The 16,708-nt window shown below is 40.0% G+C and carries 15 protein-coding genes and 1 riboswitch; of the genes, 7 read left to right on the top strand and 8 right to left on the bottom strand.

From position 1 onward, the window contains the following. Positions 1 to 15 precede the first annotated feature (15 nt). Together parC and parE are read right to left on the bottom strand one after the other, a co-directional pair. A complete protein-coding gene (gene parC / locus AC6CH1_RS06795; protein WP_251687982.1) occupies positions 16 to 2,445 on the bottom strand; it encodes a DNA topoisomerase IV subunit A in 2,430 nt (809 codons plus the stop codon). After that, the gene (parE, locus tag AC6CH1_RS06790; protein ID WP_427709943.1) at positions 2,445 to 4,418 is read right to left on the bottom strand and encodes a DNA topoisomerase IV subunit B; all 1,974 of its coding nucleotides are present in this window, start codon (positions 4,416 to 4,418) and stop codon (positions 2,445 to 2,447) included. The genes parC and parE overlap by 1 nt, the downstream gene beginning before the upstream one ends. Positions 4,419 to 4,721: 303 nt before the next feature. On the opposite strand from parE, the gene plsY reads away from it, so the two are divergent. The 4 genes from plsY to AC6CH1_RS06770 all read left to right on the top strand — a co-directional run bounded on the left by plsY (position 4,722) and on the right by AC6CH1_RS06770 (position 7,394). Next, the gene (plsY, locus tag AC6CH1_RS06785) at positions 4,722 to 5,324 is read left to right on the top strand and encodes a glycerol-3-phosphate 1-O-acyltransferase PlsY (protein ID WP_079526708.1); all 603 of its coding nucleotides are present in this window, start codon (positions 4,722 to 4,724) and stop codon (positions 5,322 to 5,324) included. Positions 5,325 to 5,434: 110 nt separating this feature from the next. Beyond that, positions 5,435 to 5,725 carry a HesB/YadR/YfhF family protein gene (locus AC6CH1_RS06780; protein WP_251687986.1) on the top strand — a complete coding sequence of 97 codons (291 nt, stop codon included), beginning with the start codon at positions 5,435 to 5,437 and terminating at the stop codon, positions 5,723 to 5,725. 146 nt (positions 5,726 to 5,871) lie between these two features. Continuing rightward, positions 5,872 to 6,498: a YczE/YyaS/YitT family protein gene (locus AC6CH1_RS06775; RefSeq protein ID WP_427711603.1), complete on the top strand. Its 627-nt coding sequence runs from the start codon at positions 5,872 to 5,874 to the stop codon at positions 6,496 to 6,498. 125 nt (positions 6,499 to 6,623) lie between these two features. Next, positions 6,624 to 7,394 carry an ABC transporter ATP-binding protein gene (locus AC6CH1_RS06770; RefSeq protein WP_014823881.1) on the top strand — a complete coding sequence of 257 codons (771 nt, stop codon included), beginning with the start codon at positions 6,624 to 6,626 and terminating at the stop codon, positions 7,392 to 7,394. 50 nt (positions 7,395 to 7,444) lie between these two features. Here the strand turns inward: AC6CH1_RS06770 and metA are convergent, their stop codons facing one another. The 6 genes from metA to AC6CH1_RS06740 form a co-directional block, all read right to left on the bottom strand. Next, on the bottom strand, positions 7,445 to 8,386 hold the full coding sequence (gene metA, locus AC6CH1_RS06765; protein ID WP_014823882.1) for a homoserine O-acetyltransferase MetA: 942 nt from the start codon (positions 8,384 to 8,386) through the stop codon (positions 7,445 to 7,447). 153 nt (positions 8,387 to 8,539) lie between these two features. Then, positions 8,540 to 8,647, bottom strand: a riboswitch (SAM riboswitch). A 72-nt stretch (positions 8,648 to 8,719) separates the two neighbouring features. After that, entirely contained in the window at positions 8,720 to 9,463 is a 744-nt protein-coding gene (locus AC6CH1_RS06760; RefSeq protein WP_427709948.1) for a nucleoside-diphosphate sugar epimerase, read from the bottom strand. Positions 9,464 to 9,478: 15 nt separating this feature from the next. After that, entirely contained in the window at positions 9,479 to 13,225 is a 3,747-nt protein-coding gene (locus AC6CH1_RS06755) for a DEAD/DEAH box helicase (protein ID WP_498316725.1), read from the bottom strand. 121 nt (positions 13,226 to 13,346) lie between these two features. After that, a complete protein-coding gene (locus AC6CH1_RS06750) occupies positions 13,347 to 13,772 on the bottom strand; it encodes an acyl-CoA thioesterase (protein WP_251687993.1) in 426 nt (141 codons plus the stop codon). A 146-nt stretch (positions 13,773 to 13,918) separates the two neighbouring features. After that, positions 13,919 to 14,377, bottom strand: coding sequence for a hypothetical protein (locus AC6CH1_RS06745; protein WP_498316724.1), 459 nt, complete (start codon positions 14,375 to 14,377; stop codon positions 13,919 to 13,921). A 121-nt stretch (positions 14,378 to 14,498) separates the two neighbouring features. Beyond that, positions 14,499 to 14,651: a hypothetical protein gene (locus AC6CH1_RS06740; RefSeq protein ID WP_498316723.1), complete on the bottom strand. Its 153-nt coding sequence runs from the start codon at positions 14,649 to 14,651 to the stop codon at positions 14,499 to 14,501. Positions 14,652 to 14,953: 302 nt separating this feature from the next. On the opposite strand from AC6CH1_RS06740, the gene AC6CH1_RS06735 reads away from it, so the two are divergent. The 3 genes from AC6CH1_RS06735 (at position 14,954) to AC6CH1_RS06725 (ending at position 16,666) form a co-directional block, all read left to right on the top strand. Beyond that, positions 14,954 to 15,844: an effector binding domain-containing protein gene (locus tag AC6CH1_RS06735; RefSeq protein WP_498316721.1), complete on the top strand. Its 891-nt coding sequence runs from the start codon at positions 14,954 to 14,956 to the stop codon at positions 15,842 to 15,844. A 191-nt stretch (positions 15,845 to 16,035) separates the two neighbouring features. Continuing rightward, entirely contained in the window at positions 16,036 to 16,371 is a 336-nt protein-coding gene (locus AC6CH1_RS06730; protein ID WP_251688010.1) for a L,D-transpeptidase, read from the top strand. Positions 16,372 to 16,492: 121 nt separating this feature from the next. After that, the gene (locus AC6CH1_RS06725) at positions 16,493 to 16,666 is read left to right on the top strand and encodes a hypothetical protein (RefSeq protein WP_251688012.1); all 174 of its coding nucleotides are present in this window, start codon (positions 16,493 to 16,495) and stop codon (positions 16,664 to 16,666) included. The last annotated feature ends 42 nt before the right edge of the window (positions 16,667 to 16,708 follow it).

The following is a 16,708-nucleotide window of genomic DNA, read 5'->3' as shown; positions in this document are numbered from 1 at the left end:
CAATCGCTTTCAAATTTATTCTACTTTCTCCACATAAGCGCGGCAGATTGCCCCATCGCCTTCTGTATCAATCCGTAGTGAACCGTTTGAATAACGGTCCGCTCTCGTTAAGGATGTCACTGAGATTGTTTCCTGTATACCTTTTTCGGTCTCGATTATAAACGTATTTCTAAAGTTAACAACTAAAATTGTATAAATACGGTGCGGGTTCGATTTTAACTCTTTTAAAATAACGACACCGCGTTTTGCCCGGGTGCCAAGTTCAAGTTCCGATAACAACATTCGTTTAACGGCACCGCGCTGTGTGACAATAACGAGTTCTTGTTCCTGCTCCGGATTTAATAATGCAACCGCTGCAAGATACTCGCCCTCTTTAACAATAATCCCTTTAACTCCTGCTGTTTTCACACCTGTTACCGGAAGATCTTCCATAGGGAAACGGATTGTATAGCTCGTGTTTGTAGAAAGCAATACTTCTTCCTTATCCGTAACAAGACGCGCAAAAATCATCTCGTCTTCGCCTTTTAAATTCATTGTCTTAATCGGTTTCGAATAACGAGTGACGATATAGTCAGCAAGTGCCGACCGCTTAATTTGCCCTTCTTTTGTAGCGGTAAATACATACATATTCGGTTGCTCAAATGTTTCAATACCAATGACTTCGATAATTTCTTCGTTTGAGTCGATCGGCACAATACTTGAAATATGCTGTCCGAGATCTTTCCAGCGAATATCCGGCAATTCATGTACCGGCTGGTAAATGTAGTGCCCTTTATTCGTAAACAGGAGTAAATGATGCTGCGTGTTCAAGTTAGCTTCATACAGCAAGTAATCGGAATCCTTCATCGCAAAATCCTTGCCGTTTGACGCACTGTGTGAACGAAGACTTGTCCGCTTTACATAGCCGTCTTTTGTTACGGTTACGACAACTTCTTCACTTGGGACCAATACATCACGCGTTACTTTAATTTCTTCGATTTCTGCTTCGATTGTAGAAAGGCGAGGTAAAGTAAAGCGTTTTTTAATGTCATTTAACTCGGACTTAATAACACGGATCAACTTCTTCTCGTCCTCTAAAATGGCTTTCAGTTTCACAACAAGTTCATGTAATTCATCTTGCTCTTTTTGCAGTTGTGTAATATCGGTATTCGTTAAACGGTAAAGTTGTAGGCTGACAATTGCTTCTGCCTGTTCTTCCGAAAAGCCGAATTTCTCGATAATGTTATTTTTCGCATCGCGTTTATCTTTCGATGCACGGATTGTTTCAATCACTTCATCTAAAATGGATAAAGCTTTCATAAGACCTTCAACGATATGTAAGCGATCTTCTGCTTTTGTTAGATCATATTGGGATCTGCGGCGCACGATTTCCTTCTGGTGATCAATATACGCATCCAACATAAGCGGCAATGTCATCATCATCGGACGACGGTTATGAATCGCAATCATATTGAAGTTATATGAAACTTGCAAATCCGTTGATTTTAAAAGGAAGTTTAAAATCCCTTGTGCTGGCACATCTTTTTTCAGCTCTACAACAATTCGTAAACCATCACGGTCTGATTCATCACGAATTTCGGAAATACCGTCTAAACGGCGGTCATTTACGCGCAGCTCGTCCATTTTACGGATCATATTGGCCTTATTTACTTCAAACGGAATTTCGGTAATGATAATTTGCTCTTTATTGCCTTTTAACTGCTCAATTTCTGTACGTGAACGGACAATAATTTTCCCTTTACCTGTCTCGTATGCTTTTTTTATGCCGTCAACACCTTGAATAATCCCACCCGTAGGAAAATCGGGACCTTTAATAACGGTCATCAGTTCATCGACTGTACAGTTTTTGTTGTCCAGACGCATTAAAACCGCATCAAGTGCTTCCTGCAGATTATGTGGCGGAATATCCGTCGCATAACCAGCCGAAATCCCTGTTGCGCCATTAACTAATAAATTCGGGAATCGAGATGGCAATACAGTTGGTTCCATATCCTGATCATCAAAGTTTGGTACGAATTCAACTGTATTTTTATTAATATCACGTAATAGTTCCGCGGCAATTGCTGAAAGACGTGCTTCCGTATAACGCATTGCGGCTGGCGGGTCACCATCGACAGAACCGTTGTTACCATGCATTTCAACCAGCATCTGACGGCTTTTCCAGTCCTGACTCATACGGACCATTGCATCATACACCGAAGAATCACCGTGCGGGTGGTAGTTACCAATTACATTACCGACTGTTTTTGCCGATTTACGGAACGGTTTGTCAAAAGTGTTACCTTCATGGAACATCGCATATAATATACGACGTTGTACAGGTTTTAGCCCGTCACGCGTATCCGGTAATGCACGATCTTGAATAATATATTTGGAATAGCGACCAAAACGGTCACCCATTACTTCTTCTAATGGCAGATCTTGAAATTTTTCTACAAAACTCATTATTCGTTAACCTCCTCATGCTGGATGAATTCATTTTCTAAAATGCTTGCATCCTCTTCCATGCCGAAGTTGACGTTTGATTCAATCCATTTACGGCGGGGCTCTACTTTATCGCCCATCAATGTTGTAATACGACGTTCTGCACGTGCACCATCTTCAATTTTTACGCGGATTAATGTACGTGTTTCCGGATTCATCGTTGTATCCCAAAGCTGATCGGCATTCATCTCACCTAAACCTTTATAGCGCTGAATAATATAGCCTTTGCCGATTTTTTTCGTTGCGGCGCTTAGCTCCTGTTCTGTCCAGGCATACATAAGCTCCTGCTTTTTACCCGACCCTTTTGATACTTTATAAAGAGGCGGTAACGCAATATACACTTTTCCTGCTTCGATGAGCGGACGCATATAACGGTAGAAGAATGTCAGCAATAATACTTGAATATGGGCACCATCTGTATCGGCATCGGTCATGATGACAACTTTATCGTAAGCGGCATCTTCCACCGAGAAATCTGCTCCGACACCTGCACCGATCGTATGGATAATCGTCGCAATTTCTTCATTTTTCATAATATCCTGAAGCTTTGCCTTTTCGGTATTGATAACTTTACCGCGCAATGGCAAAATCGCCTGGAATGTACGGTCACGACCTTGCTTCGCCGAACCACCCGCTGAATCACCCTCTACAAGGTATAATTCATTTCTAGAAGCATTTTTCGACTGTGCAGGTGTCAACTTACCAGACAGAAGCGTACTCGATTTTTTCTTTTTCCCGTTACGGGCATCATCACGTGCTTTACGCGCTGCTTCACGCACTTGTTGGGCGCGAATTGCTTTACGCACTAAAGAAGCCGACAGCTCGGCATTTTCTTCAAGCACATACATTAATTGCTCTGAAACAACGGTATCAACGGCAGAGCGTGCTTCAGATGTACCAAGCTTCCCTTTTGTCTGACCTTCGAATTGCAGCAGATTTTCAGGAATACGTACAGAAACAATTGCTGTCAGGCCTTCACGAATATCAGTGCCTTCCAGGTTTTTATCTTTTTCTTTCAGTAATCCGATTTTGCGGGCGTATTCATTAAACACACGTGTCAACGCTGTCTTAGCGCCGGTTTCATGTGTACCGCCATCACGTGTACGGACATTGTTAACGAATGACAAAATCGTTTCGGAATAGCCGTCATTAAATTGCAGTGCGAACTCCACTTCAATTTCCTGAATGCTACCTTCAACATATTTAACCGGATGTAATACATCTTTTTCTTCGTTTAAGTATGTGACGAATGCTTCAATACCGCTTTCATAATAGAAAATTTCATGTTTTCCTTCTCCGCGGTCATCGATTAGTTCAATTTTTAATCCTTTTAATAAAAACGCAGATTCACGTAAGCGTTCTGCCAATGTATCATAATTATATTTAACGACTGAAAAAATCGTTGGATCCGGCAGGAAATGTACAAGTGTTCCTGTTTCCTTCGTTTTTCCGATCATATCAAGCGATGTAGCCGGTTTCCCGCCTTGTTCAAAGCGCTGGCGATAAACTTGGCCATCACGATAAATTGTTACTTCCAAAAATGTTGATAAGGCGTTTACAACTGATGAACCTACACCATGTAAACCGCCACTTGTTTTATAACCGCCTTGTCCAAACTTTCCGCCTGCATGAAGGACGGTGAAAATAATTTCAGGGGTTGGTTTACCCATTTTATGCATACCTGTTGGCATACCACGACCATGGTCACGCACGCTAATACTGTTATCTTCATGAATCTTCACGATGATATGATTTCCATATCCAGCAAGCGCTTCATCCACTGCATTGTCTACAATTTCATACACTAAGTGGTGAAGACCTCGACTATCTGTAGAACCAATATACATCCCTGGTCTTTTGCGTACGGCTTCTAAACCTTCTAATACTTGAATGGCATCTTCATTATACGAAATACCGGCTTGGTTTTTTACCAAATGTAATCCCCTCCAAAAATACAAACAAACGTTCTATTTACTACCTAATCGTACGCTCAAATATGCATGATGTCAATGTTTAAAGGTACTGATTTAGGCTTTGCAAAGATTAATTGTATCATCAAAAACGAACGTTTAAAAGCATATCCTTCAGTAGCAAACAATAAAATGTAACTTTTTCCCTGTTTTTTACGATGAACGAAAAAATAATACCTCTTTCCTTCTATTAAAAAACATTGTAAAATATTCAATACATACTATTAGTACCAAGTAGTAATTCTGAATTCGAAAGGAGCACAACACTTGATCAACGCATTAATTATTATTTGTGCTTATTTAATCGGTTCCATTCCATCTGCTTTATGGATTGGTAAAATTTTTTACAAAACGGATATTCGACAACAAGGAAGCGGCAATTTAGGAACGACTAATACATTTAGAGTATTAGGCAAAAAACCGGGCATCGCCGTATTGCTTATTGATATATTGAAAGGAACGGCTGCGGTATTGCTACCGTTATTGCCGTTTTTCGCAGACAGCACTGTCCATCCTTTAATCTTAGGTGTCATCGCGGCTGCTGGCCATATGTTCCCGATTTTCGCTAGTTTCCGCGGAGGAAAAGCAGTTGCTACGAGCGGCGGTGTTATTTTAGGCTATAATTTACCGTTATTTTTAATTTTAATCATTGTATTTGTCATCGCCTTAAAGTTAACGAAAATGGTCAGCTTATCATCTATGATTGTATCCGCTGCAGCGGTTATTTATGTAATTGGTCATTGGATGATAACAGGAGAATATGCATTATTCATTTTGGTTGTCGTTCTGGCAGGCTTCATTTTTTACCGTCACCGTGAAAATATTAAGCGGATTAAAGCCGGTACTGAACCGAAAATTAAAGGATTTTAAACGATTGACTGAAAGGGTTTCCTTTCAGTCTTTTTTTGTACTAAAAATTCAGAACGCGAGCTTTGTAAGTTTTTTTTATTTACTGCATAATGGCAGTAGAGGTGAAATATATGGAAATCAAACTATCAGAAAAAGCGCTCAATTGGTTTAAACAAGAGATGGAAGTAGAAAAAGGCGATTTTATTCGCTTTTATGCAAGGTATGGAGGTTCTTCACCTTTTCATGAAGGGTTTTCGTTAGGGATGACACGGGAGCAGCCGCATGAAATAGGTATTGAAACGGTTGTGGAGGATATTCATTACTACATCGAAAAATCCGATGAATGGTTTTTTAATGAACATCATTTAGTTGTAGATGTCGCCGATTCATCCGATGAATTAACTTATTCGTACGAAAAATAAAGGCCCTATTTCAGCTTCCTAATACGAACAATTTGCCGCTCAAAAAGTTCAAATGTTTCGAATTTATTGTAAATCCATTTTTGCCGATTCAATCGTTATAATGAGTAAGGATTATATCGAGGATTGATGAGGGATTACATGTGAAAGTGAAACAGGAATTTTATTGGCGCTGCGTATTTTTTATTGCAGGCATCATTGTTTTATCATTAGGCGTCGCATTGACGATCAAAGGACAAATACTTGGCGTTGGGTCATGGGATGTCCTTCATATCGGATTACAAAAAAACTTGGGATTAACGGTCGGTATGTGGTCGATTATTTTAGGTTTGCTCATTCTGGCTGTTGATACGTTTTTCACGAAAAGATTGCCGAAAGTCGGAACTTATTTGGACATGTTCCTGACAGGGATTTTTATTGATATATTTTTGTTAGTATTACCGGATGCGAATACACTGTTAGAACAAACATTGGCGTTTGTTGTTGGCGTTGTTCTGCTCGGCTTCGGCTGCGGGATGTATATGGTCGCAAACCTCGGTGTAGGACCTCGTGATACATTAATGCTGCTGTTGGTGCATCGCCTCGGCTGGAGTGTCAACCGTGCACGGACGACAATGGAAGTAACGGTTGCTGTATTAGGTTTTGTATTGGGCGGACCAGTCGGAGTCGGTACTGTATTTATGGCGTTCGGCTTAGGGCCTGTTGTACAATGGGCACTCAAATGGAACGGAAAGCTGTTCCACCGCGCTGCAGGTGTCGAAAGTGTTGTTATATAAATAATGAGGAGAGCAAGCATTATGCGTTTGCTTTCTTTTTTTAACATTTAAATTGTTACAATTTTCAAAAAATACTTTCACGACAATGAAAAAAGGTGCATAGTAGTAAGTGGAGGTGTTTTTAAATGATACATATTGAAAATATCCATTTATATCGCAATGACAAAAAGATTTTAAATGATTTAAGCTGGCATGTTCAAAAGGGACAGCATTGGGCTATTTTAGGGTTAAACGGCTCCGGCAAAACGACGTTGCTGAAAGTTATTAACGGCTATATTTGGCCAAATGAAGGTAAGGTCCAAGTACTGGGTGAAACATATGGCAAGACGTATATACCGAAACTGCGGACGCGGATCGGCTGGGTCAGCAATGCGATGATCGATAACTTCAACTGGCAGGATAATGCAATTGAAATCGTGCTCAGCGGAAAATTCGGTGCCCTTCGCCTTTTCAATGATGTGACGGAAGAAGAAATTGACCATGCGGTTTCTATTATGAAGCATTTTCACTGTGACCATTTAGCAAATAAATCATTCGAGCATTTGTCTCAAGGTGAACGGCAGCGTGTTCAAATAGCAAGGGCCATTATGGCGGATCCGGAAATTTTAATATTGGATGAGCCATGTGGTGGTCTGGACTTAATCGAACGGGAAAACTTGCTGCAAACAATAGAACAGATTGCACAAGCAGAAAACGGCCCTACCCTAATTTACGTGACGCATCATGTAGAAGAAATACTTCCTTGTTTTAGCCATGTACTTTTAATGAAAGACGGAAAAAATGTCGAAGCCAATGCACGCGAAGTTGTTTTAACAGACGAATTATTAAGCGATTTCTTCGGGCGGGAAATTAGTTTGCAGATCGAACGCGAACGTGCCTGGGTCGCAATTAAATGAAACGAACCAGCAGGAGTCCATCTCTTGCTGGTTCGTTTCATTTATAAGCATTAAATATGATATTCAATATTTTCATCGACGTAATGCCATTCATACGGCGTTTCTTGGTATACGTAGTAGTTCAGCCAGTTGTAGAACAACAGATGCGAATGGGCACGCCAAACATTTTTCGGTGCCTGCAACGGGTCGTTATTCGGGAAATAGTTGATCGGAATTTCCGTATTGTCCGGATCTTTCTCAATATCGCGGAAATACTCATCCGATAAGGTCGTTGCATCATATTCCAGATGCCCTGTAATCATAATATGTTTATTGTTTTTCGATTGCACGATAAACACGCCTGCATCATCCGAATAGCTTAATAGTCGCAAGTCAGGGTGTGCCCGCACTTCATCAATTGAAACCGACGTGTGGCGTGAATGAGGTGCCACATACTCATCACTGAATCCCCGCACTAAATCTACTGTTAAATCCGTAATCACATGGGAATAAACACCGGAGCATTTCTTCGGCAATTCGAATTTTCCGATGCCAAAATGATGATACAAGGCAGCTTGGGCGCCCCAACATATATACATAATCGAAGTGACATGTTCATCTGCCCAGTCCATAACATGCGTAATCTCATTCCAGTAGCCAACATCTTCAAAATCCATTTTCTCTACTGGCGCTCCTGTAATAATGAGCCCATCAAAGCGACGGTGCTTCACTTGGTCGAACGTCCGGTAAAAAGTATCTAAATGCGATTTGGAAACATTTTTTGATTCGTATGTAGCCGTGTTTAAAAATGTCACATCCACCTGTAATGGTGTATTACCGAGTAAGCGCAGCAACTGCAGTTCGGTTTTCTCTTTTTCAGGCATTAAATTAAACACTAAAATATTTAACGGTCGAATTTGTTGTGTTTTCGCACGGTCTTCCTCCATGACGAAAATCTTCTCTTTTCTAAGCAGCTCACCCGCCGGTAAATGTTTCGGAATATTAATCGGCATTCCACTTTCCCCCTCATAAACTTTTTCAATAAACTTTTAATAATCTGTGGTATTCAGGCAATGCATTGTTTTACGAGCGAAACGAACCGTTCCGGAACAATAAAAAAGCCCCTCTCATTCCAGCAAAACAGAATTGAGAGGGGCTTCTACCCGTTCTTATCTGCCAAGGTCAACACCTTGCTGGAAGTAGCACCTTTCTAGTTAAACTAGAGGTTGCTGAAGCATCATCGGGCCAAGTCCCTCCGCTTCTCTTGATAAGTCTATTAAATTGTCATTAGTGTATCATGTACTTTGTAATTTTGCAATAATTCCAAAAATATTATTTCACGCATACTAAAGCTGCTCTTTTTCTATAGTAAATAAGATTGTCTCCAGCCGTTCATCCCATACACGTGTCAATGTATTGTATACCCGCACAAAATGCCTGTTTTCCTTTTGATCAAACAGTAAAAAACATAGGACCGGTATATCATTAATCTGGATCGATTCCGTCGAAACAACACTCGTTATATAGTGCGGTACTTCATCTTCCGCCACCGGTTGTTCGGAAAGTTGCTGTTGTATGAAATCAATCAGCACTGTCTCTTCAATTGCTTCGATTTCTTCTGTTTCGATTGTCGGGAAAGGCTCCGGAAACTCTTCCAAATCCGCAAATTCCTCCAGGTCACCCTCCAATGGCTGCTCATGGATCGGGCTGTATTGAATAAAATAACTTGTTTCTTCAAGTTCCTCTTCAAAAATGCCCGATTCCAGCTGAGCCTTACCCTTTGCAGTTAGTGCAAATTCCTGTTCCTTCACAATCATACCTAGTCGTAACATTTTATTCGTCAAATCATGAATAAATAACGGTTCCACCAATAAAATTTCGGCTAATAACTCCACATTTTTCAGCTTCGCCTTCTCAAATGAAATGAGCATCATCTTCATTAAAATATCCATGGCATTACGCATTACCGGATGATATTTCACTTCCAATGTGTGAATCGGAATGGCGTATTGCATTTGCTTTTTGATTTCAATGGACGGATTTTGGATGAGTTCTTTCTGCAGCTGTATAACTGTACTTTGTAAATCCATTCAATCCCCCTGTTTCTACACAGCAAAATAGCCGTCTTGCTCTTTTACTGTCGTTAATACATGGGCATACATATCCCGTGTTTTCGCGCTCTTTGGACGCTTTGTAAACATTTCGGTACTGCCAATCATTATGAGCAGTTCCCGTGCGCGGGATAATGCAACATTCAGGCGTCGGTAATCTTTCGCAAACCCGATTTCTCCGCGTTCATTGTCATGATTCCGCACCATGCTGACGATAATCACATCCATCTCCATCCCCTGGAATTTATCGACGGATCCTGTACGGATGTGTAAATGCGGTACACTGATTTCCTGTTCGATCAGACGATTAATACGTTTCACCTGCTCCGCGTAGAATGAAATAACGCCAACCGATTTTAATGCGTCTTGTGGAATCAGCCCTTGTGCTTTCGCTTGTCCCGTTGCAGCATTTAATTCAAGAAGCTGCTGTTTAATCTGTTCCAGCTCAGCTAAATTGAATAAACTCGAGCCTTCCTTCATACGCTCTTCAAAATAAGGCTTGGCATTCGGAATATCAAGCCATAGTAAATGGTGATTTCGTGTAACTTTTGATGTTTCAAGGAAATGATCGCGTACGGCATCCGAATCCTCTAACCCGCACTGCAGCTGTTCGGATTCATTTTCGTAAAACGGTGTGATAGTTGACATAATATTTTTATGCATACGATATTGAAGGGCGAGCATCGTTTTATTTTGTGACGGCAAATTGTTATAAAGACGCTCAAACAATGATTCTTCCAGTAACTTTTCAAGCTCTCGTTTTTCTTCAAATGTTGTACTTTCCTTCACAACTTGCTCCAATGTCTCTTCAAATGTCGCATCGCCTACAAGCGGAGGCAACTGGTGATGGTCCCCAACTAAAATGATTTTTGCGCCCTTTAACATCGGCAGTAACAGTTCCGGTGGTGTTGCTTTCGAAACTTCATCAATAATCACGACATCAAATGTCGGATAGTTGTCCATAAACTCTTTATTTGCCGATGCAACACAAGTTGTCCCGATCACATTGGCATGTTTCACATACAATTTGCGGATTTCGTCCAAGTCATGGGCATTGGCGTTTTTCAGTAAACCGTGCCATTCGTTTTGAAGTTCTGCCGTCACCGGAAGCAAACTGATTTTCACTTCAAGCATCTCGATCTTTTCTGTAAGAAGCCCGATCTTTTCGTTTACTTCAATGATCGCCTGCTCAGGGTTCAGTTTTGTCAGCTGTTCAAGTTCTGTCCGGCGTTTTTCAAGCTGGACGCCTTCGCTGTTGATCCCTTTAAAGCGAACTGTTAACTGTTCGACAGTCTCAGTACCAAGGGCAATCTGTTCATTTAAAACTGCCAGCTCCTCCGCTTTTTTATCTAGTTGAAGTTCCACTTTTTCACGGTTTTGGCGCTGTGTTTCAGTTTTCATCTGATCCAGTTCATTTGTTGCGAGCAGTTCTTCCAGCTCGTCCGTGGAATGGTTCAGCGTAATCGATGGATCAATTTTTTCATTGATCGCATCCATTTGGGATTTTACCGTAGTTGCCTCTTCTTCCAGCTGCTGAAGATGCTGTGCTTTCACATCATTTTGCTCTTTAAACTGAAGAATGATTTCCTCTTTCAGCTTTTCGAAAATAAGCACGGTTTCACGGATCGCATCCATATATTTATTGTTCAGCTGCTCGATATATTGCATGCGCAAATGAATACCCTGAATGGAGCGGGTTCCGTTTTGAGCATTTACGCGACGGTCCCGAAAAGCGATACTAAGCTTCGTCAAAAACTCCTGAATTTCTTCAAGCGTATAATGATGGCCCATATCCAGCCTGTCCGGTGTTACATGAATACCTAACGCCGTTTCACTGTAATGCAATGCCTTTTCCAGACGTTCCTTCACATCTTTAATCGGTTTATACTGCTCCATTTGCGGCTGAATTCGATCAAGCGCTGTAAGTAAACGGTCCATTGCATAGTTCCGGCGAATATTGTATTCACTCATGAACTCCTCAATTTCGTACACTTTTTTCAAAGAGGCAATTTTATCTACGAGCAAATCAAACTGTGACGTTTCGTTGGTCTTTTCAATTTTCGTTTTAACAGCATCAAAACGCTGCTGGAATTGATCAAGTTGCGCTTTATAATGACTTTGTGTAAGTTGCTGCTGGAAGTTTTCTCTCGCTTCTTTTAACTGTTGTGCTTGTTCTGTCAATTGCTCGACAGTCAATCCGTCTTTTACTTGCTGTTCAAAATTTGCAACGGTTTCGGCTACTGTGCTCTGTGTTGCCTGCAGTTTCTCCAGCTTGCGTTCATTGTCTTCCAGTTCTTTTTTGCATTCAGTCAATTGTTTTTTTAATGCCAGAATCTTTTCAGCCAGAACATGCAATTCTGCTTTTGCCGCTTCTTTTTGTTCAATTTGAAGTTCAAGCTCTTTTTGTTTCTGTTCAAGCGCAGCAATTTCATTTTGAGCCTCATTGATCTCATTATTTAAAAGCTGCTCTTTTCGTTCATGCAGCGAAATTTCATGGCCGATTGCTTCAAATGTCTGCTCCTGCCAATACGTTGCAACATTTTCCTCAATAAACCTTTTCCCTTCTTCTTCGATGCTTTCTGTACGACCGTAACGCAAAATCCGGATATCTTTGTTCGATAAAAGTCGGCTTAATGCATTGTCTACCGCTAAGTTTGATTGCGAAGCAACGAGTGTTTTCAAACCTGCTTTTGCATTTTGATAGCAAATTTCCGAAATTACCGTCGTTTTACCAGTACCCGGCGGACCTTGAATAACATACAGATCTTCGGAACTCATCGCCCCTTCGACTGCCTGCTGCTGGTAAGAATTCAGCCGGTTATGAAAATTAAGAGGAACCGTTTTTCTGCGCTCAGCAATGACCGGCTTATCTTCAAATAGTATCGTTTCGAGGTTCGCATTTGCGGCCAATCCTTCTTTTAAACGTTCAAACCCTTTTAAAAGCCGCTTTAACTGTGATTTCGTCGCAGCATTGGAAAATTCGATGTCTTCCGATTGGAACTGAAGCTCATTTCTCCGCGCCAAATTGCTGTAATATGGTTTTAACGCAATTTCAACGGTATTCTCGTTCCGGCGGATTTTGGCAACATCCCCGATTTCCTGCACATAGCCGCGCAAACGCGCACTTAGGCCATCCAGCTGTTTCCACTGCTTTTTATCGAGGTTGTTGATGCGAACTGTCATATGAGAAAAATCGGCATCAAACGTGACACTTGAAAAACGGGCATGAATATCTTCAATGTCCGCATTTTTGTTTAACACTTTTAAATAGCCTTCCCAGCTGCTGATCCGCTTATTGACATAATCAAAACGTTCCTGTGCAATCGGCAGTTCATCAATGGCCTTTAGAAACGGATCCTGGTATGTATGGCCACTAATACGGGATGCAACGAAGTGGATTTTCATTGTGGCGCGGCGATTTGTGACAACCGGTGTCCCTTTGCCGCGTGTTCGAAAGCTTTTTGCCACAAGACCGTTTTTCCGGTCAAATACACAGTCCATAATGACAACGCGTTCTTCAAATTTATTTTTTAATTTTACGTTTTTATCATTATCGAAAAAGATGCTCAAATGCGTTTGCTCTGCATCGACCGATACTTTTTCAATCGCGACAATGAAATATTGCTGTAAATTAAAAAAGGCGTGTTCATCTGGAACATGCTCCTTCATCGCTTCACGTGCCGTATTCGTCAATAAAATATGACAGCGGGTTTGAATATTCGCGATTGTTTTTGGTGCCATGAACACACCTCCCTCATAGATTTTTTATATACAGTTCCGTTTAGTCGTATATGATTATAACAATATTCGTCAGTTCGTTAAAGAAAAAATGCCCTGTTATCAATTTAACAGGACATGTCGATTAACTTTGAATTTTCGCAACTTCCGCATATTTGGCATCCCATGCCGCATCAATCTTTTTCAAAGCGACCGGACGGAAGTTTTCCTTTTTCACTAAAATATGTTGAGACTTCGCCGTTACTGCAACGGTACCGTCTTCATGCAGAATTTCATAGCCGTATGTAGTGCGCAGCTTCGTATGTTCTTCAATCCATGTGCGAACTGTAGCCGTTTGACCATAGCGCATCGCCGCTTTATATTGAATCGAAAAATCCATAACAGGCGACAAATAGCCGTCTTCTTCAAGCTTCGCATAGTTAAATCCTAAATCCTTCACAATTTGCGTACGCCCGATTTCGCACCAAACGAGATAATTGGCATGATAAACGACACCCATCTGATCTGTCTCGGCATAGCGCACTTCTACTGTTGTTTCTGAAATATACATTCTCTTCACCTCTAGAGGTATTATAGCGTTAATAACTTTAATTTGTAATGGATTTTAATAAAGAGGCCATTTTAATAAACCAATTTCCGTATGGAAAAAATTTATCAATGTAAAAAGGCATTCGACAGGAACACCATTTGTTTGTACTATAAGTAAATTGATAAGGCGCTTTTAAATATATTTTCAATATCCGCCTTTTCAAAGGTTATGTCGCTTATTTTCCCATCCACTAACCCTCGATAAATCCACGCCGGCTCTCCATTTACATTCCCTAACAACAATTCATCGAAATGAACATTTCCAATACGATTAGAGTTAATATATTCGATAGAAATGATAACCGAACCGTAATATCCAATTGCCTTATATGCTTGCTTTGCTCTTCCCCTAATCACTACATCGCCAATTACTGATTCCATGTGATAGAGGTTGCTCGTAAAAATAGTGGAATTGCTAAATTTACTGCCAATAGTATCGTGAATATGTTTGAAGGAAGCCCATAATTCCCTTACCTTTTCTGGGTAAATTTTCTTAATTTGTTTTTGATACTCCTGAGCTTTCTTGATTTTCGCATAATTTTCTGCAGCCTTCTCTAACCAATCCATATAATTTACCACCTCCTATATAGTACAGTACTAAAAGCTACACAAAGGTTATTAACAGGATCCAGATACTCTCAACAGTAAATACCAACGAAAGAAGTGCCAATACACACTGTTCAAAGCACTATTCCATTACCGGTTTAATTTCACCGCCGCAAAGGCAAATCCGTTCATACACCTTTCTTACAAAATCATTGCCATTTTTATCTTGTTCCCTTGTCTCTTTTAATAACCGTGCAGGTCTATTGCATTCGGCGCATTTTAAAACTGAAGTCATGATCCCGCCTCCTTTGCCTATTGTTCTAATGACTCTATTTCATCTTATTCTGAATATAAAAAAGTGCACTGGCATTTATCCAGGTGCACTCCTCTAAAAATCCTGTAGATTCGTTATTTGGCATATCTATATTCTCTATTAATTACGGTAAATCTTGAAGTGTTTGATCTAATACAATTTCAAATACAATAATGCTTCTTTTTAATTTAATTTCCAAATTAGCAATTTTGGAACAGTTTTCCACCAGCGCTTTGGTATACTGATTTTACTGTACGAATTACTTTACAGCTGGGGGAATTTAAATGGACACAAGAGAAACTTTACAGATGATTTTAGAGTTTATTGACGAGAATATCACTGAAAACATTAGTCCGGATATTTTGGCTGCACAAGCTGGCTATTCAACTTGGCATTTCAGTCGAGTATTCCAATGGGGTACCGGATATTCGGTGATGAACTATGTCCGGAACCGCCGCCTTGCGTTTGCTGCACATGAACTTTCATCGGGCAAGCGAATTCTCGATATTTCAATAGAATACGGGTTTGAAACTCACTCTGGATTCAGTAAAGCTTTTCGGCGATTTTACGGCTGTTCACCAGGAACTTACCGTTTACATGCGCACAGTAATCGTCCGTTTCCGCCAAGCCTTTCCTGCACGTACAAATACTTTATCGGAGGAATTGTTATGGAACCTAAATTTGTTACACTGCCTGCTATTAAACTTGCGGGTTATGCCATTAAAACGACTTCAACTGGCGGAGAAAACTCAACTGCCATCCCGGCTTTTTGGGACGACTATATGAGTGGCGGAAGAATGGAAAAACTTCATTCGGAAAATTTTATTAAAAAACACGATGAATATGGCGTATGCTTTCCGGAAGACCCGACAACCGGAGAATTTGAATATGTAATCGGGGTCGAACCAAAAGACGGTGCTGAAATTGCTGGTGAATACCATGTTCGTGAAGTACCTCCCGCAACTTATGCTGTTTTTTCAACACCTCCTTCTGATGCCACAAACTTTGTAGCTGCTATTCAAGGCACATGGAATTTTATTTTTAATGAATGGTTCCATAAGTCTGGTTACGAATACGCACCAGGTTGTAATGATTTTGAATTGTACGATGACCGTTGTATGCTTGATGAAGGGAAAATTTGTGATATTTATATTCCGGTAGTTAAGTCACAATAATAAAGTGTTGAAAGTGTAATAATTTGTAGTTAAAAAACATATTTTATAATAAGTGGTCATTTTTGGACTTGAGTGGTCGCTCAGGTCTTTTTTTGTATTCACCAAGGAAAAAGGTTGAAATATTTGGTTCCTTCTAATTAATCGTTATCTATATTGCTTCATACTATATTTTAAAAATGGAGTTGATCTTCATGGCGATATGGATAGACATATCCACTTCAAAACACCAATTAAAGTTAATGAATAACAATAATCTTATAAAAATTTACCCGATTGCTGTTGGAAAAATATTGACCCCAACACCTTCTGGATCTTATACGATTATCAATAAACAACTTAATCCTCCTGCACCATTCGGAGTGCTTTGGATGGGATTGTCTAAGCCTCATTATGGTATACACGGAACGAATAATCCGGCTTCAATCGGTAAGAATCGCTCACATGGATGTATTAGAATGTTTAATCACGATGTTCTAGAACTATCATCCAGAGCACCCATTGGTACGAAAGTTTTGATTCATAAGTAGATTTGTATTCATGTTAACTTGTAACTGGATGCATTTTTTAATATAAATCTATCTGAAATAGTTTAAAACTATTATTATTTTGGGAATAACAAAAATAGAAACTTAAAAAGGGGTAATTATTATGAACATTTCAAAATTATTGGGTGCGCCATATGCTAATTTAAAAACAGCCAAAGTATTTGTTAAACCGGGGCAAGTCGTCGTTACATATAATAAAAAAACATACTTTATTGTAAAAAAAGATGTATTTACAAATATTCTGCATCCATTAAACTATAATGCTATTAATTCTTGAGAGATAATGTTATCTCTCTTTTTTATTTGTCTCCACCTGTTT

This window comes from Solibacillus sp. GQ1 (genome assembly GCF_059758555.1).
The sequence above is the reverse complement of the archived record's forward strand: the minus strand, read 5'-3'. Positions and strand labels throughout refer to the sequence as shown.